Raw genomic sequence first — 25,061 nt, 5'->3', positions numbered from 1 at the left:
GATCGGCGTGAAGGAAACGGATCAACGGTCGACTTAGAAGCAAAGCTTGGCCCCGACGGGATCCGGCCATGCCCCCGCGGGCGCCGGCCCCCCCGGTTCCAGACCGGCACCCGCCGGCTGCAGGCCACGCGGCAGCCCCGCCGGTTCCCGGCTCCGGCCCTCGCCGCGTCCCTCCCGGGGACGCCTGATCACGGCGGAGAGCCGGAACCGGTCGCCGCGCAGCCAGACGTCGGAAAACTCGATGGGGCGGCCGTCGTCCAGGTAGACCACCTGCTGGATGTAGAACACCGGTGCCCCGGCGGGCAGTTCCAGGTATTCGGCCACCTCGCCCTCGGCCCCCAGGGCCTCGAAGGTGCGCTGGCCCCAGGCCAGGGTCAGGCCGTAATCCTGCTCCAAGGTGCGAAACAGCCCCTGCCGGGTGAAGTCGACCCGCTCGAGCCTCGGCGCCAGGTGGACCGGGACGTAGTTCTCCATGTAGGCCACCGGGCAGGATTCGACCAGCCGGATGCGGGCCAGGTGGACCACCCGCTGCCCGGGTTCCAGCCGGAGCAGGGACGCCACCCGCCCGGCAGGCTCCTCCACCCGCTGCTGCAGCACACGAGTGCTGTAGCGGATGCCGCGTTCTTCAAGCAACTCGGAAAAGGCGGAAAGGCGCTGGGCAAGCGGCTGCTCGATGCCACCGGCGGTCACGAAGGTGCCTTTGCCGTGGATCTGGTGCAGCACGCCCTCCCGGACCAGTTCGGCAATGGCCTTGCGCAGGGTGCCGCGGCTCACGCCGACGGCGCCGGCCAGGTCTTCCTCGGCAGGCAGCTTGTAGCGCTGCGGCCAGCGGCCCGTCCGGATCTGGTCCAGCATCCACTCCTTGATCTGCAGGTAGAGCGGAACGGGACTGGTCCGGTCGAGCTGCGGTCCGTCCACCGCCATCCCCCCGGTTCCCCTCGACTCCTGGCCACCGGCACCCGGGTGCGACGACCCAAGGCGGCCATGCCGCTAGGGCTGTGTGCCCTCGTTCGACGGGAGAGTCTTTGCTGCCCCCAAAGGCCCACGGGCACCGGGACCGCGCCGCGCCGGCGGGCCGCCGGTGCCCCTGGGCGTACCCATGGGACCCCAGCAGAGGCTGGGGTAGAGGTCTATAGACGTACATGCCCCATCTCGAGGCTATCATGTGGCGGCGGAAAGCGTCAACGGGGTGGACCTATCAATTTTCATTCACATTCGTGACCACCCCGGGCCGGGCACGGCTTCGTGACGGCCCCGGCCTGGGCATGACTGCCACACCGGCCCCTCCGGCAGAACGGGCACCGCCGGCGGGCCAGGACACCGCCCGCCGGCGGCGAACACAAGGGGCATGGAGCAGTATCCCGTTCCCCTGCTGGAAGTACGTGATCTTGCGAAGCGGTACCCGGGCGGGCCCAAGGCTCTGGATGGCGTCAATCTGCGCATCGACCCGGGTGAGCGGGTGATCCTGCTCGGCCGGAACGGTGCGGGCAAGACCACGCTGATCCGGTGTATCCTGGGCCTCGTCCAGCCCGACCGGGGCCAAATCTGGCTGGGTGGTGTTCCGGTTCACCCCACGCGATGGCGCGCCCAGGGCGTGGGTGTGATGTTCGAAGACGCCGGCAACAGTTACGCCTACCTGACGGCCCTGGAAAACGTTCTGTATTTCGGCCTGCTCAACGGATGGCCGCCGGCGGATGCCAGCCGCCGCGCCCTCCAGGCTCTCAAAGCATTGGGCCTGGGCCAGCAGGCGGGCGACCTCACCCAGTCCCTGTCCCGGGGCCAGCGCCAGAAGCTGGCGCTGGCCGTAGCCCTCACCCGGGGGGCCCCGTTGTTGCTGCTGGATGAGCCGACCCTGGGTCTGGACATCGAAGCCCAGCACAACCTGCGCCGGTTCATCCGGGAAGAGGTAAATCCTGCCCACGGCCTTCTCATCGCCACCCACGATGCCAGCTTTGCCTGCGCCGTCGGCACGCGCTACCTGATCCTTGAAGGTGGCCGGATCCTGGCCGAGGCGACACCCGATGCGATCGACAGTGCCGAAGCCCTGGAAGCCCTTTATCTGGCCGTGGTCAGGAATAAACCGGCCGGGACGAAGTCCCCACAGGCCACCGGGCAGGCACCGCGGGGGCTCGCCTCCAGGGGTGAATTCTGGGGTGAATCTTCAAAGACCAGGCCACCCTCCGGCGGAGTTCTCCCGCCCCATCAGCCCCTCGCCGCCCTGGCCCTGTCGCTGGGGGCGCAACCCCGGTTCGGCAACGCCCTGCGGGCAGCCTGGCTCAAGAAGCGGGCTGAGTACCGGCGGTACTGGTTGGATTTCCTGGTGGGTCTCTCTATCAAATGCATCTTTTTTCTGGGCGCCTTGTTTGCGGTCCCCGGAGCGCCGCCGGCGGAGCTGGCCTTGCGGGTGTTGGGTTTTGGACTCTGGTACCTGAGCGCCCACGTCGTCGCCAAGATGGGGAACATGGCCATGGAAGAAGCCTATTTGGGAACAGCCCAGCAGGTCCTGGTCACCCGCACGCACCCTGCGCGCTGGCTGGCCGCGACCGTAGGTGTGGAGCTGGGCCTCTCCTCCATCTGGGTTGCCCTGTTCACCGCGGTCGCAGCGCTGCTGACCGGCCCGAACGTCCTGGTGGACGGGCTCAGGGCCGCTGGCTGGCCCGGGCTTCCTCTGGCTCTGGCGGGCCTGGCAGGGATGATCGGTTGCGGCCTGGTCGCCCTCGGTCTATCCCTTCGTTACAAACAAGTCGGTTCGCTGGTAGAGGTCTTCCTGTATTACCTTCTGGTTTTTTCGGGGTTCTTTCTTCCTCCAGGTGCCACACCGTTTCCGCTTAAGGTTCTCAATGCCGTCTCGCCGCTGGCGCGGGTGGTGGACGGCGTGAGGTCAACCTGGCAGGGCGGGCCGGTGGGACCGGTTCTCCTGGCAGCCTGGGGCGTGGCGTTCCTCTGGCTTGGGGTGGGATGGCTGGTGGTGCGGCAGCAATGGGCCTGGGCGCGCAGGACAGGGCGGCTGGGCAGCATCGCCTGACGGGAGGAGGATCGGCCTTGGGACGAAGCAGCGTCGCGGAAGTGGCTGCCGTGTTCCTCCGGCTGGGGGTGGTGGCCTTCGGCGGGCCCGCCGCCCACATTGCCATGATGCAGGAAGAACTGGTCCGGCGCCGGCGCTGGCTGGACGACCAGCGCTTCCTCGACCTGCTGAGCATCACGAACCTGATCCCCGGGCCCAACTCCACCGAGCTGGCCATGCACCTGGGGATGGAACGGGCCGGCTGGCGGGGATGGCTGGCCGCGGGCGCCTGCTTCATCGTGCCGGCGGCGGTGATGGTCGGGGTGCTGGCCCACGCGTACACCGTCTACGGCCGGACGCCGGTGGCCGAGCGCCTCTTCGAAGGCGCGCTGCCCGTGGTCCTGGCCATCGTCGTCCAGGCGCTGTGGAGCCTGGGCCGCACCGTCTTCCGCCCGGCGGCCCGTCCGGCCGCAGCGCCTGCCGGCGGCGACCGGCCGGGGCCTGGCGGGCAGGGGTCCCACGTCCCGGTACCCCGGCGCCAGGTGGCCACCGCCCTGGGGGCCGGCGCGGCTCGGGCCGCGGCAGGGCGGGCCGCGCTGGCCTTGGCGACCCTGGCCCTCTACCTGGCCGGCGTCCACGAGCTGCTGCTGCTTCTCGCCGCAGCGACCCTGTGGGGCGGGGCCGCCGCCCTTCGCCACCGGCCCCGCCAGCGGCCACCGCGGCCCGCCCTGGGGACCGTCCTGGGAACGGCCGGCGGCCCCGGCCTGGGCAGCGTCCTGCTGGCGGCTGCGGGTACGGCGCCGGTGCCCTTCAGCCTGGGTACCCTGTTCCTCACCTTCTTGAAGATCGGGTCGGTCCTGTACGGCAGCGGGTACGTCCTGCTGGCCTTCCTGCAGCGGGACTTCGTCCAGCGGCTGGGGTGGCTCACCGAGCGGCAGCTGCTGGACGCCATTGCCGCCGGCCAGTTCACCCCCGGGCCCGTCTTCACCACCGCCACCTTCGTCGGGTACGTCACCGGCGGCTGGGCGGGGGCGGCTGTGGCCACCCTGGCCATCTTCCTGCCGGCCTTCGTCTTTGTGGCGGCCGTCCGGCCCCTGGCGGACCGGCTGCGGCGCTCCCCGGTCCTGGCAGCGGCCCTGGACGGGCTCAACGTTGCCTCCTTCGCCCTGATGGCGGGGGTCACCTGGCAGCTGGCCCGCACCGCCGTGTTCAACCTCTGGACGGCGGGGCTGTTCGCCGCCGCCCTGCTCATCCTGGGACGAACCCGGCTCAACTCGGCCTGGCTGATTGCGGCGGGCGCGGCGACCGGCCTGTTCCTGCCCCGCTGACCGGGCAACGCCACCCGGGCAAGAACGAAGCCGAGCAGGCGACTCCGCGAAACCTTGGGCCTGCCCGGCTTCAGCTTCGTTTTCGCTCCGCGGCGCCCGTCCCTTGCAATCCAGCTCAGGACGCCGGATCTTCCCGGTCTACCGGTTTTCCGGCATCCCGGCCCCGGTGTGCCATCCGGTGACGGCTTACTCCACGGTCACGCTCTTGGCCAGGTTGCGCGGCTTGTCGACGTCCGTGCCCCTGGCCACGGCCGCGTAATACGCCAGCAGCTGCAAGGGGACGGCGGCCACCACGGGCATCAGCAAGGGATGCACCACCGGCAGCTTCACCGTCTGCCATGCATAGCGCTCGAACCCGCCCAGGTCGCGCCGGACCACGGCGTAGACGGTGGCGCCGCGGGCCCGGACCTCCTCGATGTTGCTGATCATCTTCTCCCGCAGGGCCGGCTGGGTGGCCAGGGCGATGACCGGCGTCCCCTGCTCGATCAAAGCCAGGGTGCCGTGCTTGAGCTCGCCCGCCGGATAGGCCTCGGCGTGGATGTAGGAGATCTCCTTCAGCTTGAGCTGGCCTTCCAGGGCCGCGAAGTAGTCGAGCCCGCGGCCGATGAAGAACGCATCCCGCCAGCCGCCGGCCGCGTCCCCGATGGCCTTGATGTCCTCCTCCACCTGCAGGACGGCCTCCACCGCCTCGGGCAGCTGGCGCAGGCTCTCCAGCAGGTTCTTCCGGCCCAGGGGCCCGGTGAAGCCCGTCAGCTCGGCCAGGTGGACGGCCAGCAGGGTCAGGGCGACGATCTGGGTCGTGTAGGCCTTGGTCGACGCCACGGCGATCTCGGGCCCCGCCCAGGTGTAGACCACGTCGTCGGCCTCGCGGGCGACGGAGCTGCCGACCACGTTGGTGATGGCCAGCACCCGGGCGCCCCGGCGCTTCGCCTCGCGCATCGCGGCCAGGGTGTCGGCCGTCTCGCCCGACTGGCTGATGGCGACGAACAGGGTGCGCTCGTCCACCAGGGGCTCCCGGTAGCGGAATTCGGAGGCGATCTCCGTCCACGCCGGGATGCCGGCCAGCCGCTCGATCAGCCGGCCGCCGATCAAGCCGGCGTGGTAGGCCGTGCCGCAGGCCACCAGATAGACCGCCCTCAGCTGCCGGATCCACTGCGGGTCGAACCGGACCGTGTCCAGGATGACACCCTCCCCCGAGGGGCGCACCCGGCCCGAGAGGGTATCCCGCACGGCCCGCGGCTGCTCGTGGATCTCCTTGAGCATGAAGTGGGGGTAGCCGCCCCGCTCCGCCTGGCCGGGATCCCACTGGACGAACATCGGCTCCCGCTCCACCGGGGTACCGTCAAGGCGCAGCAGCTGGACCCCGTCGCGGGTCAGGACGGCCATCTCTCCCTCGTCCAGCGGGATCACGCGGCGGGTGTGGGGCAAGAGCGCCGGGATGTCCGATGCCAGGAAGTTCTCGCCTTCACCCAAGCCCACGATAAGGGGCGAGGCCTGCTTGACGGCGACGATCTTGCCGGGCTCCCGCCGGGTCAGCACCGCCAGGGCATAGGCCCCCTGCAGCCGCTGGGCGGCGCGGCGCACCGTCCGCACCAGGTCGCCGTCGTACAGCTCTTCCAGCAGGTGGGCGACGACCTCCGTGTCGGTCTCCGAGGCAAAGCGGTGACCCCGCGCCGCCAGTTCGTCCCGAAGCTCGGCGTAGTTCTCGATGATCCCGTTGTGCACCACCACGAAGGCACCCGTGCAGTCGGTGTGGGGATGGGCGTTCTCGTCCGAAGGGCGGCCGTGGGTGGCCCAGCGGGTGTGGCCGATCCCGGCCGTGCCGCGCAGGGGTCGCTGGCTCAGGAGTTCCTCCAGGCCGTCGATGCGCCCCTGGCGCTTGCGGACGTCCACCGTCCCGTTGTAACTGACGGCAATACCGGCCGAATCATAGCCGCGGTATTCCAGCGCCCGCAGGCCGCCGATCAGGATGGGGACGGCCTGCTTGGGTCCGACGTAACCGACGATGCCGCACATGTTCGCCATGTCCCTCCTCGCAGCCTCCGCCGGGCTACACCTGTTGCGCAGCCGCTGCCTCGAGCGTTGAACCGGGATGCATGCGAGCCGGCCGGCCTGCATGCGGGCCCGCCGGCCGGTCAGGACGGAACGGCCGGCCTGCCCGGGGTGCTCTGGCGTGCAACCGCACAGGACGGCCCCTGGGCCGGCGCCGCGGGGCCAGGACCCCACAACCCGGGAGCACAGGACGACCCCCGGTCGCGCCGCGCCGGGCCGCAGCGGCAGCCACGAACGGTCCGCGCGCAAGGCGCCCGTTGGCACGGACAGCCTTCTGGGAAAACAGCACGGGATAACCCGCTGAGGGCATGGGGAAGGGCGATGCACTGGAGGCAGGATGGCGGGTGAGGGTTCGCGCCACCTGGCCCGTCTTGTCCCCGGGATCGCTCCCGGGTTTTGCCGGGCCGCTCACGGTCGTGGCCAACCGCCGGGCGATCCGCCGAAACCTTCGATACGCCCGGTCCTCGTCAACTCGCCGGCCTGCCGCCGGCGAGTCCTGGCGCTAGCAGGCTCCGTTCCTGCTTTCGGTTTGTCCTGGCAAACCCTCATGGTGCACCGCGACGAACCCGCTACCGGACGGTCCGTGACGGCCGCACCTCGCGGCTCCCTTTCCCCATGGGCGGCGTTCGGATCGGCTTCCGCCTTACCGGCTACCGGCTCCTGCCGCCGCCGGCCCTCGGACCTCACCCCCTCCCCCGGGACACCGGCGCCGGCCGTGCCGCCGCGCGCTCCCCGGTGCCCTGCGCCCCCTTTGACCGGGGGTGCCTGGCCGGCGACCCGGTGCTGGGTCGAGCAACCCTCCTGGGCACCGCCCTGTTCCAGGCACCCCATTCTATGCGCCCCGGCCCGCCCCCTGTCAATCGGCCGGCAACCGCAGGGCGCGCCGGATGGCGCCCGCCACCGACTCCGCCAGCTCCCGGACCAGGGCGGCATCGTCCCCCTCCACCATGACCCGGATCAGCGGCTCGGTGCCCGAGGCCCGCACCAGGATACGGCCCTCCTCGCCCAGCCGCTGCCGGGCCGCAGCGATGGCCGCCTGGATGGACGGGTCTTCCTCCCAGCCGTCCCGCCGGGTGACGGGCACGTTGAGCAGCACCTGGGGCACGGGCTGCACCACCGCCGCCAGCTGGGAAAGGGGCTTGCCCGCCCGCACCATGACCGCCGCCAGGGCCAGGCCGGTGAGGATGCCGTCCCCGGTGACGGCGTGGCGCCGCAGGATGATGTGCCCCGACTGCTCACCACCCAGGACGAACCCGCCCTGCTCCATGGTCTCGAACACGTGCCGGTCGCCCACCCGGGTGCGCACCAGCCGCAGGCCCGCGGCCTTCAGGGCCCGCTCGAGCCCCAGGTTGCTCATCACCGTGGCCACCACCGTGTTGCCGGCCAGCTCGCCCCGGGCGGCCATGTCCAGGGCCAGGACGGCCAGGATGGCGTCGCCGTCCACGATCCGGCCGCGCTCGTCCACGGCGATGACCCGGTCGGCGTCGCCGTCGAAGGCCAGGCCCAGATCGGCCCCCTGCTGGCGCACCACCTGCGCCAGCGCCTGCGGAGCCGTGGAGCCGCAGCCCACGTTGATGTTGGTGCCGTCGGGCGCGTCGTGGATCACCGTCACCCGGGCGCCCACCGCCTGCCAGGCCGCCGGCGCCCAGGGAGTGGCGGCGCCGTGGGCGCAGTCCAGAACCACCCGGAGACCCTCCAGGCCGGTCCCGGCCACCTGCCGGAGGTGGGCCAGGTACCGGTCGCCGGCGTCCGCCGCCGCCTGCCGGCGCCCCACGGCTCCGCCCACCGGCGGGACGAACCCGGCCCCGCCGCCGGCTTCGGCCACCAGTCCCTCGACGGCTTCCTCCAGCTCGTCGGGCAGCTTGCGCCCCTGCGGGTCGAAGAACTTGATGCCGTTGTACTCCGGCGGGTTGTGGCTGGCGGAGATCACGGCCCCGCCCGTAGCTCCCAGGGCCCCGGTGAGATACGACACCCCGGGCGTCGTCATCACCCCCAGGGGCACCACCAGAGCGCCGGCCGACATCAGGCCGGCGCTCAATGCCGCCTCCAGCAGCTCTCCCGATGCGCGGGTATCCCGGCCCACCACGATCCGGGGCCGTCCGCCGCCACGCTCCTCCAGCACCCGGGCCAGGGCCCGGCCCAGGGCCAGGGCCAGCTCCGCAGAGAGCTCGGTGTTCGCCACGCCGCGGACGCCGTCGGTTCCAAACAAGCGCGCCATACCGGTCCTCCTGTTCGACTCCTCCAAGACATTCAGGAACTCTCGGGGGCGGCCGCCTCGGCGCCCCCGCCGCCGGCCCTCCGCTCCGGGCCGTCACCGTCCCCCGGCGCCTTCTCCATCGCCCGCAGTCCCGCCGGGCCCTCCGGCTCCGGTCCCGGCCCCGGGAGCGTTCCCGGCGCCGCCTGCGCCGGCCGCCGGTTCGGCCGGGCGAATCTCGACGGTGACCCGCACGGTCCGCGGGCTGCCGGACAGCACGATTCCCTCCGGCAGCGCCAGGCCCACCTCCCGGGTCACCGTCCGGTCCAGCCCGCCGATGTTGACCGGTTCGGTCTGGAGGAACTCCAGTTGCTGCAGCAAACGCTCCTCGCGTGCCCGCACGGTGACCTCGGCGGGCTCGATGGTGATGTTGCCGATCTCATGGCCTTCGGCCGGCGTTCCCTCCAGGCGCGCCTGGACCGGCACCACCTTCTGCGGCATGAAGACCACCGGCACCGTCACCTGCACCGTCTGGGGCTCCAGCACCAGGGCCTGGGGATACACCGCCTCCACCGGACGACCCGACGAGTCCACCGGGACCAGGGTCACCGAGTGGGCGATGGTGCTCTGGATCCCGCTGACGGGAACGGAGGCCACCACTCTCGCCACCCGTTCCACCAGGCTGCGGGCACCGCTGACGGTGACCTGCTCCACCGAGACCGCCGGGTTCTCGATGATGTAATCCGGTGCCGGCTCGCCGTTCAGCTGCAGCTCCACGGGCACCGTCTTCTCCATGCGCTGCTCGAGGCGCACCGTCACGTACTGGGGACTGACCCGCACCACCCGCAACCGCCCCCGGGCGGGGATCACCGTCACCGGGCGGGTGGTCTCGCCCGGCCCCACACCGCTGAGGTCCACGGTCACCCGGGCATCGCGGACGCCGAGATCCTCCAGGAACTCCGGCGGGCCGCTCAAGGTGACGTCCACCGCGTGGGGTTCCAGGGAGAGCACCGCCAGCCCCGGGTCGAGGCCCTCGGGGACGACCTCCACGTCATACACCGTCCGCGCCTGGTCGGGGTTCTGGCTGCTCATCACGCCGAACCAGAGGATGATGGCCAGGATCACGGACAGGACCTTCAAACGCGTCTCGTTCTCGAACAGCCGCTCCATCAGGACGACCCCCGTATCCAGGGCAGCAGCGACGGCGTCTCCTCCGGCGCCAGCAGGGACATCAACAGCTCTTTCAAGGTGGCCTCGTCCAGGTTACGGATCAGCTTGCCGCCCTGGGCCAGGGAGACGCGGCCCGTTTCCTCCGAGACCACGATGGCCACGGCATCGGAATGCTCGCTGATACCCAGGGCCGCCCGGTGGCGGCTGCCCAGCTCCGGGCCGGGCCCGGCCTCTTCGGTCAGGGGAAGGAAGGCGCCGGCGGCCATCACCCGGTTGCCGCGGATGATCACCGCCCCGTCGTGCAGGGGCGTGTTGGGGATGAACACGTTGACCAGGAAGGGGGCGGAGACGATGCCGTCGATGATGATCCCCGTCTCGATGATCTCGTTCAGGCCCGTCTCCCGCTCGATCACCACAATGGCGCCGATCTTGTTGCGGGACAGCTGTTCGACCGCCCGCACCACCTCATCGATCATGCGGGCCACGTCCTGCTGGGGCAGGGCGAAGAGCGGCCGGGCAAAGAAGCGCCCGCGTCCCAGCTGCTCCAGCGCACGGCGCAGTTCGGGCTGGAAGACGATGGGCAGGGCGACGATCAGCGCCAGCTGGGCTTGCCGCAGCAGCCAGTGGATGGTGTCCAGGCGCAGCCAGCCGCTGATGCTGGTGAAGACCACCAGCACCAGGATGCCGCTCAGGATGGGAACGGCCCGCGTCCCGCGGATCAAGAGGAAGAACCGGTAGAACAGGTAGGCGACCAGGGCGATGTCCACCAGGGAGATCAGCCAGTCGACCCAGGTCATGGTGAAGAGGAACGCGGGCAGCGGCACCTCAGGCCTCCCTCCCGGGACTGCCGCGGGCGCGGCCGGCAACGGCCCCCGCGGCAGCAGGCTCTCACCCCGGCCGGATCCACCCTGGCCGGCCCCGTGTCCCCGCCCGCGTCCCCAGGCGAGCACGGGCGCGGGAAGCCGGCCCTTCCGGACCCCGGCACCGGACCCTCAGCCCCAGGGCACGGCTTGCGGGCCGGCGGCCGGCAGGCGGATCCGGACCGCCCCCTGGTTCGACCCGGCGCCGGGCCGGCGGCTACCCCGTGGCCGGCTCGGGCCGGATGTAGTACGCCAGGCTCTGCAGCTCCAGCGTCAGGTCGATGTTCTGCACCACCACCCCCGGTGGCACCTGCAGGGTCACCGGGGCGAAGTTGAGGATCGCCTCGACGCCGGCGGCCACCAGCCGCCGGGCCACGGCCTGGGCCGCCCCCGCCGGAACGGCGATCACCGCCAGCCGGATCCCCAGCCGGCGGATCACCGCCTCCATGGCGTCGGCCGGCTGGATCTCCAGGCCTTCGATGCGCTCGCCGATGCGGGCAGGGTCGCTGTCGAAGATGGCCACGATCCGGACGTCCCGGTGGCGGGTGCGGTTGTACCGCGCCAGCGCCGTACCCAGGTGCCCGGCCCCCACCAGGGCGATGGACACTTCCCTGTCCAGGCCCAGGATATGCCGCAGCCGGTCCACCAGCACATCGATGCGGTAGCCCACGCCCCGGGTGCCGAAGGCACCGAAGTACGCCAGGTCCTTGCGGATCTGCTCGGAAGAATAGCCGGTACGGGCGGCCAGGTCGGCGGAGGAGACGATCTCGTGGTCCTCGGCCCGCAGTTCCTCCAGGGCCCGCAGGTAGACGGGAAGCCGGCGGATGGCCACATCGGGCACGCGGGCGGGGGTGCCGCCGGTCTCCTGGTCCGGGACGACCGCCGGCTCCGGTTCGGTCCCCGCCTTCTCGCCCGCCGCCGGCGCCCGGCCGGACAGCCTGGGCTCCCCATCCCCTGGCCTGACCGCCATGCCCGCCTCCCCTGGGTTCCCGATCGCGGCGACGGTTGCCACCAACCGGCCCCTCCGGACCACCCGGGCACCCGGCCCGGCCCCGGGCGGCGCCGGCCCCTGCCTGGCCTCCGGCCGCCGGCGGCACCGGTTCGTCCAGCGACGCCTAGTGCTTCCGATCCAGGATGAACCGGGCCAGGGCCCTCAGATTGGGCTCCATCGGCGCACCGGCCAGCTCATCCAGGGCTTCCAGCGCATCACCGACAAACTGCTCCGCCCGGCGGCGTGCATATTCCAGCCCGCCCACCGCCTCCACCCAGCCGGTCACCCGCTCCACCGTGGCATCGTCCACCTGCCGGGCTTCCAGGCGCTCCAGCAGCCAGGGCTGGGGATCCCGGGCCAGCGCGAACAGGACGGGCAGGGTGAGGACGCCGCTGCGCAGGTCCGTTCCCCGGGGCTTGCCCAGCTGCTCGGGACTGCCCGTCAAATCCAGGATGTCGTCGATGACCTGGAAGCCCATGCCGATGCCGTACCCGTAGCGCCGCAGGGCCTCCGCCTGCTGTTCGGTGGCGCCGCCCATCAGGCCGCCCATCAGGCAGCAGTGGCTGATGAAGTGGGCGGTCTTCTTGTAGATCCGGCGGTAGTAGCCCTCTTCCCCGGTGCTGGGGTCGAAGAGCTGGGCCTGCTGCTCGATCTCGCCCGTGGACATCTCGTAGACCGCCTCGGCCATGACCTGCACCACGCGGTTGTCGCCGTCGGCGGCCAGCAGGGAGAAGGCCCGGGCGAACAGAAAGTCGCCCGTCAGCACCGCCGTCCCGGTACCCCACCGCACGTTGACCGTGGGCAGCCCCCGGCGGGCGGTGGCGCCGTCCACGATGTCGTCGTGGACCAGGGTCGCCATGTGGATCAGTTCCACCGCCGCCGCCACCGGCAGCAGCCGCTCGCGATCGTAATGGAAATTGCGTGCGGCCAGGAGGACCAGGGCGGGTCGCAACCGCTTGCCGCCGCCACGCTGCAGGTAGGTGGCCAGTTCGACGATGTGGGGATCAGGACCGTCCAGGGCCCGCCGGATCGCCACCTCGACCGCGGCCAGGTCGTTGCGGATCGGTTCGAAGACCGCCCCCGCCGAGACGGTCACCGATGCTTGCCCTTCGCCTGCCATGCATCTTCCCCCGGCGCACCCGCGGCGCCTGCGGCGCTCCCCGGGGCAGGAGATTCCGTCAACACGCGGGACATGATCCATTTTACCCTTCCTGGTACCGGGCCGCCAGCGCCTGGAGACGGCGGATGCGGTGTCCCACGGCGGACTTGCTCAGGGGCGGATCCAGCAGCTGGCCCAGGTCCCGCAGGCTGGCCGACGGGTGCTCGATCCGGACCCGGGCCACCTCCCGCAACGATGGGGGCAGACCTTCCCATCCCACCGCCTCGACCAGCCGGCGAATGGCTGCCACCTGCCGCAGCCCGGCGTCCACGGCCTTGCGCAGGTTGGCCGTCTCGGCGTTGACCAGGCGGTTGACCTGGTTGCGCATGCCCTTGACCACCCGGTGGTTCTCCAGGGCCAGGACCGCCTGGTGGGCTCCCAGGCGCCCCAGGAACTCGGCGATCTGGTCGGCCTCCTTGAGATAAAGCCCCACCCGCCCCCGGCGCCGGGCACGGCCGGGCCGCAAGCCCCAGCGGCGCAGTTCGGCAGCCACCCGCCGCGCGGCGGCCGCCCCCGGGACCACCACCTCGGCGTGGTACCCGTGCCCGGGCCCGCTGACGCTGCCTGCCCCCAGGAAGAGGCCCCGCAGGAAAGCCTGCCGGTCCTGGCGACGCCGCGGCTGTTCCCCGGCACCCGGATCGGGCAGGCCGGCCAGCACCAGGCCCGAGCCGCCGGCCCCGGCGGGCTCGGGCGGTTCATCCAGCCAGAGCTCGTAGACGTTGCCCCGGCCCAGCCGCCCCCGCCGGTCGACCACCAGGCGCGGCGTGACCCCGTAGCGGGCCCGCACCAGGCGGACCAGGAGGCGCGCCGTGGCGGCGCTTTCCGTACGCCAGCGCCAGCCCTTCCCCTCCACCGGCATCCCGCACCCCAGGCACAGGCCGGCCAGCTCCCAGGCCAGGGCCGTGCCATCGGCCGGCCAGAGCCGGGCCAGCTCGTCCTTGACCTGGCCCGAGAAAGTGTCCCGGATCAACGGCATCCCTCCAGCCCGGCGGGCCGGGGTCGAGCACCCGGGCCGCCGGGTTCCAAAACCCCATCCGGGAAGCGCCACCAGCGGGCGGAACCGCAGCGGCGGCCGCGGCAGGCCGGCTTCGCCCGCCGTACGCCCCGCGGGCCGGCTTCAGGCGTCCCGCACCCCGCGGGCCGCCTTCAGGCGTCCTGCGCCACGCGGGCCGGTTCGTTACGCCCCGGTCTCCTCGCGCCACAGGCGCTCGCCCAGCAGGAAGAAGTCCAGCCGGCGGCGCGGGTTCACCCGCGGCCGGGCGGCCAGCAGCACCCGCAGCAGGGCGCGGGCCAGCCGCTGGGGGTCGTGGCGGACCAGGTCGTCCCCCGCCAGCAGGCGCGCCGCATGCACCTGCAGGCCCATCTGGCGCAGCCGCTCCCGGTCCAGGCGCACCACGTCCTGCCCCTGCTGGCGGTAGCGCTGGAGGAGCGCAGCCGGCGGCTGCTGGACGTTGACCAGCACGTGGTGGAAAAGGCCTGGGCCCACGGCGTCGATCAGCGCCCGGGCGTGGTCGGCGGCGGTGTAGCCGGTGGTCTCCCCGGGCTGGGTCATGGCGTTGACCACCAGCACCTTGACCGCCCGGGAGCGGCGCAGGGCGTCGCGGATGCCGGGAATCAGCAGGTTGGGCAGGATGCTGGTGTACAGGCTCCCCGGGCCGAGCACCACCAGGTCGGCCGACTCGATGGCTTCCACGGCCGCCGGCGGCGGCTCGACCCCCGAGGGCTCCAGCCACACCTTTTCGATGGGCGCCGCATCGGCGGCGATGGCCGACTCCCCCCGGACGATCCGGCCGTCGGCCATGCGGGCCACCAGCGTCACGGGCGTCAGCGTCGACGGCAGCACCTGCCCCCGCACCGCCAGCACCTTGCTGGACTCGTACACCGCCTGCTCGAAGTCGCCCAGCAGTTCCGCCAGGGCGCCGATGAAAAGGTTGCCCAGGCTGTGGCCGGCCAGGGTGCCCTGGGTGAAGCGGTGCTGGAAGAGCTGGGCCATCAGCGGTTCGGCGTCGGCCAGGGCCACCAGGCAGTTGCGGATGTCGCCGGGCGGCAGGATCCCCAGCTCGCCGCGCAGGCGGCCCGAGCTGCCGCCGTCGTCGGCCACGGTGACGATGGCCGTCACGTTGCCGGTGTACTCCTTGAGGCCGCGCAGGAGCACCGACAGGCCCGTCCCGCCGCCGATGGCCACCACCCGCGGCCCCCGGTCCAGGCGCCGGCGCAGCACCAGCCGGTCCATGGCGGCGCCGTTGGCTCCGCCGGCCGGAGTGAGCAGTTCCGCCACCACCCGCAGCACGCGGTAGGTGGCCCCCACGGCCAGCAAGGCCCCCAACGCCATCACCGCGACCCCCGGCCAGGGTTCGGGGACGAACCGGCCCGTGGCCGCCAGCACCTGGCGGCGCAGCCACCCCTCGGCGGCCGCCCACAGGTCGGCCCCGGCGGCCATGGCGCCGCCCAGGGCCACCAGGTAGAGACCCGCGGCGAACACCACCAGCCATCGCTTGATGCGCAGGCCCGGCAAGAGCCAGTATGCCAGCTTCATCCGTCACCCTCGCTTCCCCTGGGCCCGCTCCGCCAGGGAGCGCTCCACGTCGCGGTGTTCGACCAGCACCCGGTGCCCCTGGTTGCGCAGGTGGGCGGCCAGCGCCTCGGCGATCACCACCGAGCGGTGCTGGCCGCCGGTGCAACCCACGGCCACGGTCAGCTGGGTCTTGCCCTCGTTGATGTATTGGGGCAGCAGGAAATCCAGCAGGTCCTGCAGCTGCTCCAGCAAGCGGCGCGCACTCGGCCAGCGCAGCACGTAATCCCGCACCCGGTCGTCCAGGCCCGTCATGGGCTGCAGGTCGGGCACGTAGTGGGGGTTGGGCAGGAAGCGGACGTCGAACACCAGGTCCGCGTCGGCCGGCAGCCCGTAGCGAAAGCCGAAGCTCACCACGTGGGCGATCAGGCGCGGCGTCTCCGGCCCGCCCCACAGCTGGGCGATGCGCTCCCGCAGCTGCCGCGGCGAGAGCTCGCTGGTGTCGAGGATCACGTGGGCGCGGCCGCGCAGGGCGCCCAGCCGCTGCCGCTCCGCCCGGATCCCCTCCAGCAGCCGGCCCTGGGGGGCCAGGGGATGGCGCCGCCGCGTCTCCTTGAACCGCTTGACCAGCGCCTCGTCGGAGGCCTCCAGGAACACGATCCGGTAGAACACGCCGGCCTGGTCCAGCTCCTGCAGCGCCTCCACCGCCTGGTCGAACCAGTCCCCGCCGCGCACGTCCATCACCACCGCCACCCGCCGCACGGGGCTGTCGGGCTGGCGGCAGAGGGCGGCAAAGGGCGCCAGCAGGGCCGGGGGCAGGTTGTCGACGCAGAAGAAGCCGAGATCCTCAAGGGCGTGGATGGCCTGGGTCTTGCCCGCGCCGGACAGCCCGGTGACCACCACCAGCTGCAGGTCCCGCCCGGCACCCGCCTCCTGGCCCTTGCCCGCTGGCGCGGCGGCCTGCGCGGCCACGGGTACGCCAGGCTGCGGTGCCGCCGGCGCAGCGGCCTGCGGTACCGCCGGCATGGCGGCCTGCGGTTCCCCGGGCGCGACAGCAGGTGCCACCCCCGGCGCAGGCCCCCCTTGCCCTCCGCCGGCGACCCCGTCCCTGGCTTCCCCGGCGCCCGCAGGAGCGCCGTCCCCTGGAGCCGGGCCTGGGTGTCCGGCCGGTCCCGCCGGGTTCCTTTCCGCCGCCTTTTCCATCGCCCCCACCTCCCTGCCCGGCCCCGGGCCCGGGCCTGGGTCCGCCGCACCCTAGGGGGGCGGCACCGAATCCCGGACCCACACCGAATCCCGGACCCATTTATCCTTCAAATCTTCCGCCGGGAAAAGGAACGATCCTCCTTTACGGGCCCGCCGCCGGCGCGAGGACCCGGACGCCCGCCGCCAGACCGCCCGCTTCCGGCCTCCGGCCACCCGGCGGCACCCCGGCCGCCCGGCGATACCCCCGACGCCCGCCCTGGCCGGCCCGGCCCCGCCCCTTCCGGGGGCCCCTGGTCCCGGGGCTCCGGGTCGCCGTACCGCGGGTCCGGCACCGTCAGGCGTGCCTTGCGCCGGCAGGCCTCACGGGAATCCCAGGACCGCCTGAACCAGCCGGTGGTCGGAGGCCCCGTGATCCAGGGCCTGCAGCTCCACCACGCGCAGGCCGGCTACCCAGATCAGGTCGATGGCCGGCCCGGACTGTGGCGCCCCCTCAGGGTCCCCCCGGCGCGGCCCGCCCCCGGGGCTTCCGGCACCCCTTGAGCTCCCGCTGCCCGCCGCCACGACCCAGCAGGGCTCGCCTCCCGCACCACCGGTGGCCGGGTAGGTCGCCGGCACCTGCGCCCGGGCCGCCGCGGCACTGGCCAGAACGGCCCGGAGGGGCGCCAGTTCCGGCGCCTCCGCCGGCGCGTTGAAGTCCCCCACCAGGACAACCGGCCCCTCCTGCCGCAGCCGGGCCGCCCGCTCGGCCAGGGCGCGGGCTTGCGCCCGGCGCTCCGCCGCGCCGAGCCCCAGATGGGTCACCCCCAGCCAGGCCGGTTCGTCCTGGGGACCGAAGCCGGACACCCGCAGCCACAGGCAGGCCCGGGTTCCCCGCGGGAAGGCAGGGGCTGGGCCTCCACGGCCACCACCCCGCTCCCCGCCGGGGGGACCGGCGGTCCGAGCCAGCACAGGCCGTAGGCGCCGCCCCGGTGCAGGGTGGGGTGGAAGAACCAGGCGCGGCCCAGGGCCATGCCCAGCCACCGGGCCTGGTGCACTCCGCCGCTGCGGCGGCGGCCGCCGTCCACCTCCTGCAGGCCGGCCCAGTGCGGGCTGGCCCGCTCCAGCACGCGCCGGATGCCCTTCAGGTCGACCCGGCCGTCCAGTCCCCGCCCGTGGCGGATGTTGAAGGTGGCAATGCGCCAGAGCATGCCTGCCCGGTGCGCCAGGGCCGCTCCCTCCGTTCCGGGCGCGCCGGCCACCCCCGCGCGCCGCGCCGTCCCCCACCGGGCCGCGCGGCGGCCGGTTGCAGGGCCAAACCGCCCGGCCACCCCGGTCCGACCCCACAGGCCTTGTTGACCGGGCGCGGGCCGGGCCGCCCGTCTCCTGCGGGCTCCGGCCTGCTAGCCTGCGGCGGAGCCGTCCTCCTGGTCCTGCCGCCGCTGGCGCGCGGCCCGGTGCCAGCCGCGCTCCATCAGGACGCCGGCCATGTACGCCAGCAGGATCGTCGGGATGAGAAGACCCGCAAAATTGGTCCAGAAGATCCCTACGGCCAGCAACACGGCGCAGACCGCCAGCGCCGTGCGCATCTCCCCCCGCACCCCCCAGGAGATGCCCAGGGCAATGGTCGCGACGCTGATCAGCACCTTGCCGATCAGGATCAGGATGTCGAGGACTCCACCCATCTCCGGCCTCCTTCCCACCCTCCGGGGCCCGTGGTCTCCGGGGCCCCGGCTGCAGGTGTGGCCCTGGCCGGGCGGCGCGTTCGCGGGCACTGCGCCCGCACCGCCCGCCCCCACTATACTGGACCATACTGGACCCTCTGGCCGCCCTCCGGATGCCGCCGCCATCAGGATCCCCGACCGGCCATACCCTCCGGGCGGCCCGGGCCGGCCACCGCTGCCGCGGGGCGTGCGGCATGGCAGTTCAGGCCGGGCAGGGCGCCGCCTGCACGCCTACGCCATCTCCGGCACCGGGTGGGGCGGCCGCAGCCCTCGCAGCACGGCGGCGCAGTTCTCCGCCGCCAGCCGGGCCATGCGCCAGCGGGTGCGCCGGGTGGCGCTGCCGATGTGGGGCAGGGCGATCACGTTGGGCAGCTGCAGCAGCGGGTGATGGGGTGGGACCGGCTCCTGGCCGTACACGTCCAGGCCCGCCATGGCCAGGTGCCCCTGGCGCAGGGCCTCGACCAGAGCCTGTTCGTCCACCACGCCGCCCCGGGCGGTGTTGATCAGGATGGCCCCGGGTTTCATCCGAGCCAGCCGCCTCCCGTCCAGCAGGTGGCGGGTTTCCGGGGTGAGGGGCACGTGGAGGGTGACGATGTCGGAGCGGGCCAGGAGCGAGTCCAGGTCGGCATAGGCGACGCCCAACTCCTCCTCCGCGTCCGGATGGCGCCGGCGGCTGGAATACAGGACCTGCATGCCGAAGGCCCGGGCGCGGCGGGCCACGGCCCGGCCGATGCGCCCCAGGCCGACGATGCCCAGGGTGGCCCCGTCCAGCTCGAGGCCGAGCCACTGCAGGGGGTGCCAGGTGGTCCAGCGGCCGGCCCGCAGGTCCGCCTCCGCCTGGGGCAGGCACCGGGCACAGGCCAGGATCAGGGCCATGGCCAGGTCGGCGGTGGCCTCCGTCAGGACCCCCGGCGTGTGGGTCACCAGGATGCCCCGCCGCTGCGCTGCCTGGACGTCCACGTTGTCGTAGCCCACGGCGCAGTTGCTGACCACCCGCAGCCGGGGCGCTCCGGCCAGCAGCCCGTCGTCGATGCGGTCGGTGATCATGGTGATGACCCCGTCGGCCACGGCCAGGCGGCGGGCCAGCTCGGCCCGCGGCGGCGGGAGGAACTCGGGCCACACCTCCACCTCGGCCCAGCCTTCGAGGGGCGCCAGGGCACCCTCAGGCACCTGCCGGGTGACGAAGACGCGGGGTCGCTCCCTCACTCCCACACCTCCTCGGCGCCGGGCCGGCCGGGCAGGCCGGTTGCGGTAGAACCGGACCCGCTCGGGAAGGGGGCTGCGGCCCGGCCCGGCTGGAGCGGACCAGCCCAGGCACGGGGCTGCGGACCGGCCCGGCTGCAGCGGTACTACGGCGTTTTCCCGCCCGTTCCTGGCAGGTGTAAGCCGCTTTTCGGCCGGAAGCGGCGTCTTCCGCCACCTCCCCGGCCCGCACTATAATGGGCAGGGCATTGGGACCATGGGCACCACACTGGGCCAGCGGCCCAAAAGGGGGATCCCGCCGTGCAGGCCGCCGAGTGGGCTCGCGACATCACCGACATCCTTCACGGTCAAGACGAGCAGGGCGCCCTGGAACGGCTGGCCCGCCTGCAGCCCTTCGACCGGGCCCAGGTCCTGGCCCACATGGAGCCCCAGGACCGCCTGCGCCTGGTCCGGAGCATGCCCGTGCCCCTGGCCGCCGAGACCCTGGAATACCTGGAACCCGAAACCCAGTACCGCATCCTCGATCACCTGGACGAGCCCCGGGCCGCCGCCTTGCTGCAGGGAATGTCCAGCGACACGGTGGTCGACCTGCTGCTCGCCCTCCACCCGCTGCAGGCGGCCCGGCTCAAGGCTTGGCTGCCGCCCGCCTACCGCGAGCGCATCGACACCCTGATGACCTTCCCGGAGAACACGGCAGGCAGCCTGGCCACCATCGAGTACATCGCCGCCCGGGAAGGCTGGACCGTCCAGCAGGCGCTGGACCACGTGCGCAAGGTGGGCCACGACGCCGAGGTGGTCTCCTACGTCTACGTGGTGGACGCCCGCGGCCGGCTGGTACGGGTGGCATCCCTCAGGGAGCTGATCCTGGCCGATCCCCACGCGTCGCTGACCAGCGTGGGGCGGGCGGACGTGATCACCGTCCGGGCCACGGCGGACCGGGAAGAAGCGGCACGCCTCCTGACCAACTACGACTTCGTGGCCCTGCCGGTGGTCGACGACCGGCATCGCCTCCTGGGCATCATCACCATCGACGACATCGTCGACGTGATCCACCGCGAGGCGACGGAAGACATCCAGCGGCTGGGCGGCAGCGTGCCCCTGGCCGAGTCCTACTTCAAGACCCCCGTGCCCATGCTGTTCCGCAAGCGCGTGGGGTGGCTGCTGACCCTGTTCATCGCCGGTGCCTATACCAGCACCGTCCTGCACCACTTCGAGGACCTGCTGTCCCAGGTGGTGGGGCTGACCTTCTTCATCCCGCTGCTGATCGGCACGGGCGGCAACACGGGCAGCCAGACGGTGGCGACCCTGGTGCGCGCCCTGGCCGTGGGCGAGGTCACCTTCCGGGACATGCTGCGCGTCCTGGGACGGGAGCTGGCCACGGGGACCCTGCTGGGAGCGGTGATGGCTGTGGCCACCTACGTGCGCGCCTACACGCTGGGAGTCGGCATCGAGCTGGGTCCGGTGGTGGCGGTGACGGCCCTGTTCATCGTGGTCTGGGCGTCCATGGTGTCGGCGGTGCTGCCCCTGCTGCTCCACCGCCTGCGGGTCGACCCGGCGGTGGTGTCGGGTCCCTTCATCAGCACCCTGGTGGACGGGACGGGACTCTTCATCTACTTTTCCGTGGCCCGCGCGCTTCTCAACCTGAGCTAGGGGGCCCACGGCTGTGACCTGCGGACCGGACGCCGGCCCTTACCCTGCCGGGACGAACAGGCCCGCCCGCCAGGGGGACCCGCCTGCCCCCGGCCTGGCCATGACGGCCGTACCCCGGGTGCCCGGCGCTATCCTCCTGGGCGGTCATGTGCTGGGGGCCTTACCCCTGTGGCTGGCAGGAGGGCGGGCCGCAGTCCCCGCGGACCTGCCCGGCCCTCCTCCCCTGGGGCTCGGCCTGGCGGTGGCGCCCCGCCCCTGCCGCCGCCCCGGCGCCGCCCGTGGGGCGGGTCCCGAAGCGGGCAAGGGCCCGTTCCTTCCTGCGGACCCGCTGCGGGAACGAATGGGCCAGCTGCTGGAGGACGTCGCCCTTCACCCCGGCCCCCCGCCCGCCGTCCTGGCCCTGGCCCGGGAGGCGGCGCTGGCCCTGGGTGCCTGGCCACGGGCGGTGGCCATGGCCCTGGGCGGGCTGCGCTGGGCCGGTCCACCGCCGGACCTGGGCTTCGTCGCGGGTCTGGGCCCGCCCGGCCCGGCCCCGGTCGCCGGGGACGCAGGGGGAAGGCCAGGAGGCCGGGTGGCCGGAAGCGGGCCGGCCGGGGGCGCGGGCACGGGCGGCCTGGCGGGGCACCCCGCTGAAGGGGCCGGGACCGGCGCCCCCTCCGGACCACCCCCGGGAGACGAGGGGGGCTGGCCGTCACCCCTGGCGGCCGGACGGGCTCGGGCCTTTGCCGCCCTGCCCGCCGGCTGGCTTGAACCCCTGACCCGGGGCTTGCTGCTGGCCGGCCCCCTTCCCGCGGCAGCTTCCCGGCCGGATGACACCTGGCCGGACCTGCCGCCGCCGCCGGAGTGGTGCTGGGCTGCCCGCTGGTCCCAGGGCCCCGACCCCGTCCTGGTCCGGGTCCTGGAGCGGGAAGCCCGCTGGCTGGCGGGCTGGCGCCGCCGGCTGCCCGCCGACCTTCCCACCGACCCGCGCCCCCGCCGCCCCACGGGGGGAGCACCGGGGCCGGAGACGGGCCCGGCGGGGGGCGGCGGCCGGCCCGCAGCTGCCGCCGGCGATCCCGACCGGGTCCTGGCCGCCTTGCTGCGGGAGGCTGCGGCCCTGGGCCGGTTCGTCCGGGACCAGGGGCTGGTCCCGCCGGCGGTGGCAACGGCCGGCGAGCGGCTGGAGGCCGCGCTGCGGCAGCTGGGCTGGGACCCCGGCGGGCCCGGAAGCCCCCCCGCCTGGCCTGCCTGGCACGTGGCCTGGCCCGTTTGGGCCCTGTGGCTGGCTCCTGCGGGAGCGGGCGACGGCGGCGCGGCCCGCCGGGTCGCCCGCGACCTGGGGCGGCTGGGCTGGTGGGCGGTGCAGCTCTACCCGGTCCAGGCGGGAGCCCGCTGGCGGCTGGTGGCCGGACCGGCCTCCTCTCCCAGGGGAGAGGACCCGGCCCGACAGGGAAGCTCGCCGGGCCGGCCGAAGGCATAGGCGGGACGAAACCGGCAGGGGATGCACAACCGGCAGGGAACGCACCCGGAAGGATGATCAGGCCATGACCCAAGCGGAAGGTCCCAACCTGGCGGTGGCGCGGGCCGCCCTGCGGCTGGCCACCTCGGCTACCCGCAGCGACGAGGGCCGGATCAAGGACGAGCTCCTGCGCCAGGGCATCCGGGGCGTGGCGGTGGACTTCGGCGGACCGTACGTGGAGTCCATCGGCAGCATGGTGCAGAGGGCCATCGTCGCCGCCCGGCGCGAGGGCGTCATCGCACCCATCCACCCCCACGAGGGGGCGGTGGCCGGGGCGGCCAGGGAAGCGCTGGCCCAGCTGGCGGGCCGGGCGCTAGGTTTCAACGTGGGCGGCAAGGTGGCCATCGCCCGGCTGGGGGAGCACCTGGCCTGTGCCGTCTTCGTGGGGGTGGGCCTGGTGCACCTGGACGACGTGGCCGTGGGCCTGGCCCACCGGGCCGTGCCTGACGTGGCGCCCCGCAGCGGTCCGGCGTGACCGGCGGGTCTGCCGTGACCGGCGGCGGTCCGGCGGATCCGGCGGCGGCACCCGCTACCTGCTCCGCGGACCCTGGCAACCCGCGGGCCTCGGCAACCCGCCGGCCTTGCCGACCAGCGCTACAAGGTCTTGCCGGACGCCCGGGCGCCTTGTATAATTCGCGAATAACAACCGGCCGCAGCCGGTGCAGGACGGCAGGCTTCACGGTAGGACGCGGCCGGTTCCCGACTCCTTTTCAAATCCATCGGCAGCCGCTGCGTAGAACGGCAGGACGGTAGGGGCGGATTCCTCCCGCCACCCTTCGGTGGCTTTTTCCTTTCTGTCCTCGCTGCGCAGGGGCCGGGCAAGGAGGGAAGGATGGTGCGCGGGATACGGGGTGCCGTAGTCGCCGAGGACAACAGTCCCGAGGCGATCCGCCGGGCGACCCGCGAGCTCTTGCAGGCCATGGTTGCGCTGAATGAAGCTTCAGTCGATGATATTGTTGCGGTGTTCTTCACGGTGACCCGGGACCTGGACCGTGCCTTCCCCGCTTCCGCGGTGCGGGAGCTGGGCTGGACCCACGTCCCGCTGCTGGACGCCATGGCGCCGCCGGTGGACGATGACCTGCCCCGCTGCATCCGGGCCCTGGTGCTGGTGAACACCGACCGGTCGCCCCGGGAGATCCGGCACGTCTACCTGGGCCAGGCCCGCTGCCTGCGGCCCGACCTGGCCACCTGGCAACCCGGCGGAGTCCTGGACGGCCTGGCCGTCGCCCAGGCCCTGGCGGGAGGGAATCGAGGGTGATCGTCATCATGCATCCCCACGCCACACCTGACGACGTCGAGCAGGTCAAGGAGCGCCTCCGCCAGGCGGGGCTGCGGCCCTACGTGGCCCAGGGCGACGAGCGGGTGGTGATCCACGGCCACGGCAATCCCCGCGCCCTGGACGGCCAGCAGGTGGAGACCCTGCGGGGGGTGGAGAGGGTGGTCACCGTCAGCCGGCCCTACAAGCTGGCCAGCCGGGAGTTCCGCCCCGAGCCGACGGTGGTGACTGCGGGCGGCGTGCCCTTCGGCGGCGATGCGGTCCCCATCATCGCCGGCCCCTGCTCCGTGGAGAGCGAGGCCGGGCTGCTGGAGATCGCCGGGTTCCTCCGGCGGGCCGGGGGCGCGGCCCTGCGCGGCGGTGCCTTCAAGCCCCGTACCTCCCCCTACAGCTTTCAGGGTCTTGGCCAGGAGGGCCTGCGGCTGCTGGCGCAGGCCCGGCAGGTGACGGGCCTGCCCGTGGTGACCGAGGTGATGGCCCCCGAGCAGGTGGAGCAGGTGGCTGCCTACGCCGACGTCCTCCAGATCGGCGCCCGCAACATGCAGAACTTCCCCTTGCTGCAGGCGGTGGGCCGGACCCGCAAGCCGGTGCTCCTCAAGCGGGGCTTCATGGCCACGGTGGAAGAGTGGCTGCTGGCGGCCGAATACATCCTGGCCGAGGGCAATCCCCACGTGATCCTCTGCGAGCGCGGCATCCGCACCTTCGAAACGTCGACCCGCAACACCCTGGACCTCAACGCCGTGGCCGTGGCCAAGAGCCTGACCCACCTGCCGGTGATCGTCGATCCCAGCCACGGCACCGGTCACCGGGAGTACGTGATCCCCCTGGCCCGGGCGGCCGTCGCCGCGGGGGCCGACGGGCTGATCGTGGAGGTGCACCCGCGGCCCGACCAGGCCCTGTCCGACGGCAACCAGAGCCTGGACTTCGCCCAGTTCCAGCAGCTGGTGGAAGAGGTCGAAGCCGTGGCCCGGGCCCTCGGCCGCCGGCTGTTCCGCCACGGGGACGAACCCGGCCGGCAGGCGGCCCGTGACGGGGCCGTCACCGGGGCAGGTCGGGAAGGACGGGCGGGCGCCGGCCGCGAAGGCCGGGGCGACGCCCAACCCGGCCTGCCCCGCCCCGGCGAGCCGGACGTACCGGTCGCGCCGGCTGCGGTGGCGGCGGCACCCTCCCCGAGGCGGGCCGCCGCCGGTGGGGGCAACTGACCGGTGTGCCCCGAGGCCCCCGGCCCGGCCTGCGGCCCCGCCTTCGAATCCCGGAGGCT

The 25,061-nt window shown here is 73.2% G+C and carries 21 protein-coding genes; 7 read left to right on the top strand and 14 right to left on the bottom strand.

The genetic code is table 11. The features are described from left to right. Positions 1-33: 33 nt before the first annotated feature. A complete protein-coding gene (locus DYI95_RS01030) occupies positions 34-924 on the bottom strand; it encodes a GntR family transcriptional regulator (protein WP_243149788.1) in 891 nt (296 codons plus the stop codon). 424 nt (positions 925-1,348) lie between these two features. On the opposite strand from DYI95_RS01030, the gene DYI95_RS01025 reads away from it, so the two are divergent. Both DYI95_RS01025 and DYI95_RS01020 read left to right on the top strand, forming a co-directional pair. After that, positions 1,349-3,025, top strand: a complete 1,677-nt coding sequence (locus DYI95_RS01025; RefSeq protein ID WP_116901224.1) for an ABC transporter ATP-binding protein/permease — start codon at positions 1,349-1,351, stop codon at positions 3,023-3,025. 17 nt (positions 3,026-3,042) lie between these two features. Next, positions 3,043-4,332 carry a chromate transporter gene (locus DYI95_RS01020; RefSeq protein ID WP_116901225.1) on the top strand — a complete coding sequence of 430 codons (1,290 nt, stop codon included), beginning with the start codon at positions 3,043-3,045 and terminating at the stop codon, positions 4,330-4,332. Positions 4,333-4,518: 186 nt separating this feature from the next. On the opposite strand, the gene glmS is transcribed toward DYI95_RS01020, so the two are convergent. The 13 genes from glmS to DYI95_RS00955 form a co-directional block, all read right to left on the bottom strand. Further along, positions 4,519-6,348, bottom strand: coding sequence for a glutamine--fructose-6-phosphate transaminase (isomerizing) (gene glmS, locus DYI95_RS01015; RefSeq protein ID WP_116901226.1), 1,830 nt, complete (start codon positions 6,346-6,348; stop codon positions 4,519-4,521). 892 nt (positions 6,349-7,240) lie between these two features. Beyond that, positions 7,241-8,602, bottom strand: a complete 1,362-nt coding sequence (glmM, locus tag DYI95_RS01010) for a phosphoglucosamine mutase (protein ID WP_116901227.1) — start codon at positions 8,600-8,602, stop codon at positions 7,241-7,243. A gap of 93 nt (positions 8,603-8,695) precedes the next feature. Next, a complete protein-coding gene (locus DYI95_RS01005) occupies positions 8,696-9,748 on the bottom strand; it encodes a YbbR-like domain-containing protein (RefSeq protein ID WP_116901228.1) in 1,053 nt (350 codons plus the stop codon). Beyond that, positions 9,748-10,572: a diadenylate cyclase CdaA gene (gene cdaA / locus DYI95_RS01000; protein WP_116901229.1), complete on the bottom strand. Its 825-nt coding sequence runs from the start codon at positions 10,570-10,572 to the stop codon at positions 9,748-9,750. Before cdaA ends, DYI95_RS01005 begins: the two co-directional genes overlap by 1 nt. 253 nt (positions 10,573-10,825) lie before the next feature. Next, entirely contained in the window at positions 10,826-11,578 is a 753-nt protein-coding gene (locus DYI95_RS00995; RefSeq protein WP_116901230.1) for a redox-sensing transcriptional repressor Rex, read from the bottom strand. Positions 11,579-11,723: 145 nt separating this feature from the next. Continuing rightward, the gene (locus DYI95_RS00990; RefSeq protein ID WP_116901231.1) at positions 11,724-12,719 is read right to left on the bottom strand and encodes a polyprenyl synthetase family protein; all 996 of its coding nucleotides are present in this window, start codon (positions 12,717-12,719) and stop codon (positions 11,724-11,726) included. An 82-nt stretch (positions 12,720-12,801) separates the two neighbouring features. Next, positions 12,802-13,734, bottom strand: coding sequence for a DNA-binding protein WhiA (gene whiA, locus DYI95_RS00985; protein ID WP_243149787.1), 933 nt, complete (start codon positions 13,732-13,734; stop codon positions 12,802-12,804). 201 nt (positions 13,735-13,935) lie between these two features. Next, positions 13,936-15,294 (bottom strand): gluconeogenesis factor YvcK family protein, encoded by a 1,359-nt coding sequence (gene yvcK / locus DYI95_RS00980; protein ID WP_116901233.1) that lies wholly within the window; start codon positions 15,292-15,294, stop codon positions 13,936-13,938. Positions 15,295-15,297: 3 nt separating this feature from the next. Beyond that, complete coding sequence (gene rapZ / locus DYI95_RS00975; RefSeq protein ID WP_203530719.1) at positions 15,298-16,182, bottom strand: RNase adapter RapZ; 885 nt, start codon at positions 16,180-16,182, stop codon at positions 15,298-15,300. Positions 16,183-16,833: 651 nt separating this feature from the next. Next, positions 16,834-17,316, bottom strand: a complete 483-nt coding sequence (locus DYI95_RS00970) for an endonuclease/exonuclease/phosphatase family protein (RefSeq protein WP_116901235.1) — start codon at positions 17,314-17,316, stop codon at positions 16,834-16,836. Further along, the gene (locus DYI95_RS00965; RefSeq protein ID WP_158556079.1) at positions 17,271-17,711 is read right to left on the bottom strand and encodes a hypothetical protein; all 441 of its coding nucleotides are present in this window, start codon (positions 17,709-17,711) and stop codon (positions 17,271-17,273) included. The genes DYI95_RS00970 and DYI95_RS00965 overlap by 46 nt, the downstream gene beginning before the upstream one ends. 141 nt (positions 17,712-17,852) lie before the next feature. Further along, a complete protein-coding gene (locus DYI95_RS00960; RefSeq protein WP_116901237.1) occupies positions 17,853-18,134 on the bottom strand; it encodes a hypothetical protein in 282 nt (93 codons plus the stop codon). A gap of 270 nt (positions 18,135-18,404) precedes the next feature. Continuing rightward, on the bottom strand, positions 18,405-19,379 hold the full coding sequence (locus DYI95_RS00955) for a D-glycerate dehydrogenase (RefSeq protein WP_116901238.1): 975 nt from the start codon (positions 19,377-19,379) through the stop codon (positions 18,405-18,407). 297 nt (positions 19,380-19,676) lie between these two features. Here DYI95_RS00955 and mgtE point away from each other — a divergent pair, with 297 nt between their 5' ends. The 5 genes from mgtE (at position 19,677) to aroF (ending at position 25,002) form a co-directional block, all read left to right on the top strand. Continuing rightward, a complete protein-coding gene (gene mgtE, locus DYI95_RS00950) occupies positions 19,677-21,026 on the top strand; it encodes a magnesium transporter (RefSeq protein WP_116901239.1) in 1,350 nt (449 codons plus the stop codon). Positions 21,027-21,039: 13 nt separating this feature from the next. After that, positions 21,040-22,485, top strand: a complete 1,446-nt coding sequence (locus DYI95_RS00945) for a hypothetical protein (protein ID WP_116901240.1) — start codon at positions 21,040-21,042, stop codon at positions 22,483-22,485. A 64-nt stretch (positions 22,486-22,549) separates the two neighbouring features. Further along, complete coding sequence (locus DYI95_RS00940) at positions 22,550-22,999, top strand: HutP family protein (RefSeq protein WP_006904627.1); 450 nt, start codon at positions 22,550-22,552, stop codon at positions 22,997-22,999. Positions 23,000-23,356: 357 nt separating this feature from the next. Next, positions 23,357-23,782 (top strand): chorismate mutase, encoded by a 426-nt coding sequence (aroH, locus tag DYI95_RS00935; protein WP_116901241.1) that lies wholly within the window; start codon positions 23,357-23,359, stop codon positions 23,780-23,782. Continuing rightward, on the top strand, positions 23,779-25,002 hold the full coding sequence (gene aroF / locus DYI95_RS00930) for a 3-deoxy-7-phosphoheptulonate synthase (protein WP_116901242.1): 1,224 nt from the start codon (positions 23,779-23,781) through the stop codon (positions 25,000-25,002). Before aroH ends, aroF begins: the two co-directional genes overlap by 4 nt. Positions 25,003-25,061 lie beyond the last annotated feature (59 nt).

It is taken from the genome of Thermaerobacter sp. PB12/4term (genome assembly GCF_003403315.2).
GTDB lineage: Bacteria > Bacillota > Sulfobacillia > Thermaerobacterales > Thermaerobacteraceae > Thermaerobacter.
The sequence above is the reverse complement of the archived record's forward strand: the minus strand, read 5'-3'. Positions and strand labels throughout refer to the sequence as shown.

What these genes read in the sequence shown, in the direction of transcription:
- DYI95_RS00940 (WP_006904627.1), top strand. Translation starts at nt 22,550, where the DNA reads ATGACCCAAGCGGAAGGTCCCAACCTGGCGGTGGCGCGGGCCGCCCTG.
- DYI95_RS01030 (WP_243149788.1), bottom strand. Translation starts at nt 924, where the DNA reads ATGGCGGTGGACGGACCGCAGCTCGACCGGACCAGTCCCGTTCCGCTC.
- DYI95_RS00995 (WP_116901230.1), bottom strand. Translation starts at nt 11,578, where the DNA reads ATGGCGGTCAGGCCAGGGGATGGGGAGCCCAGGCTGTCCGGCCGGGCG.
- DYI95_RS01025 (WP_116901224.1), top strand. Translation starts at nt 1,349, where the DNA reads ATGGAGCAGTATCCCGTTCCCCTGCTGGAAGTACGTGATCTTGCGAAG.
- DYI95_RS00990 (WP_116901231.1), bottom strand. Translation starts at nt 12,719, where the DNA reads ATGGCAGGCGAAGGGCAAGCATCGGTGACCGTCTCGGCGGGGGCGGTC.
- aroH (WP_116901241.1), top strand. Translation starts at nt 23,357, where the DNA reads ATGGTGCGCGGGATACGGGGTGCCGTAGTCGCCGAGGACAACAGTCCC.
- DYI95_RS00960 (WP_116901237.1), bottom strand. Translation starts at nt 18,134, where the DNA reads ATGGGTGGAGTCCTCGACATCCTGATCCTGATCGGCAAGGTGCTGATC.
- whiA (WP_243149787.1), bottom strand. Translation starts at nt 13,734, where the DNA reads ATGCCGTTGATCCGGGACACTTTCTCGGGCCAGGTCAAGGACGAGCTG.
- yvcK (WP_116901233.1), bottom strand. Translation starts at nt 15,294, where the DNA reads ATGAAGCTGGCATACTGGCTCTTGCCGGGCCTGCGCATCAAGCGATGG.
- DYI95_RS01005 (WP_116901228.1), bottom strand. Translation starts at nt 9,748, where the DNA reads ATGGAGCGGCTGTTCGAGAACGAGACGCGTTTGAAGGTCCTGTCCGTG.
- glmM (WP_116901227.1), bottom strand. Translation starts at nt 8,602, where the DNA reads ATGGCGCGCTTGTTTGGAACCGACGGCGTCCGCGGCGTGGCGAACACC.
- glmS (WP_116901226.1), bottom strand. Translation starts at nt 6,348, where the DNA reads ATGTGCGGCATCGTCGGTTACGTCGGACCCAAGCAGGCCGTCCCCATC.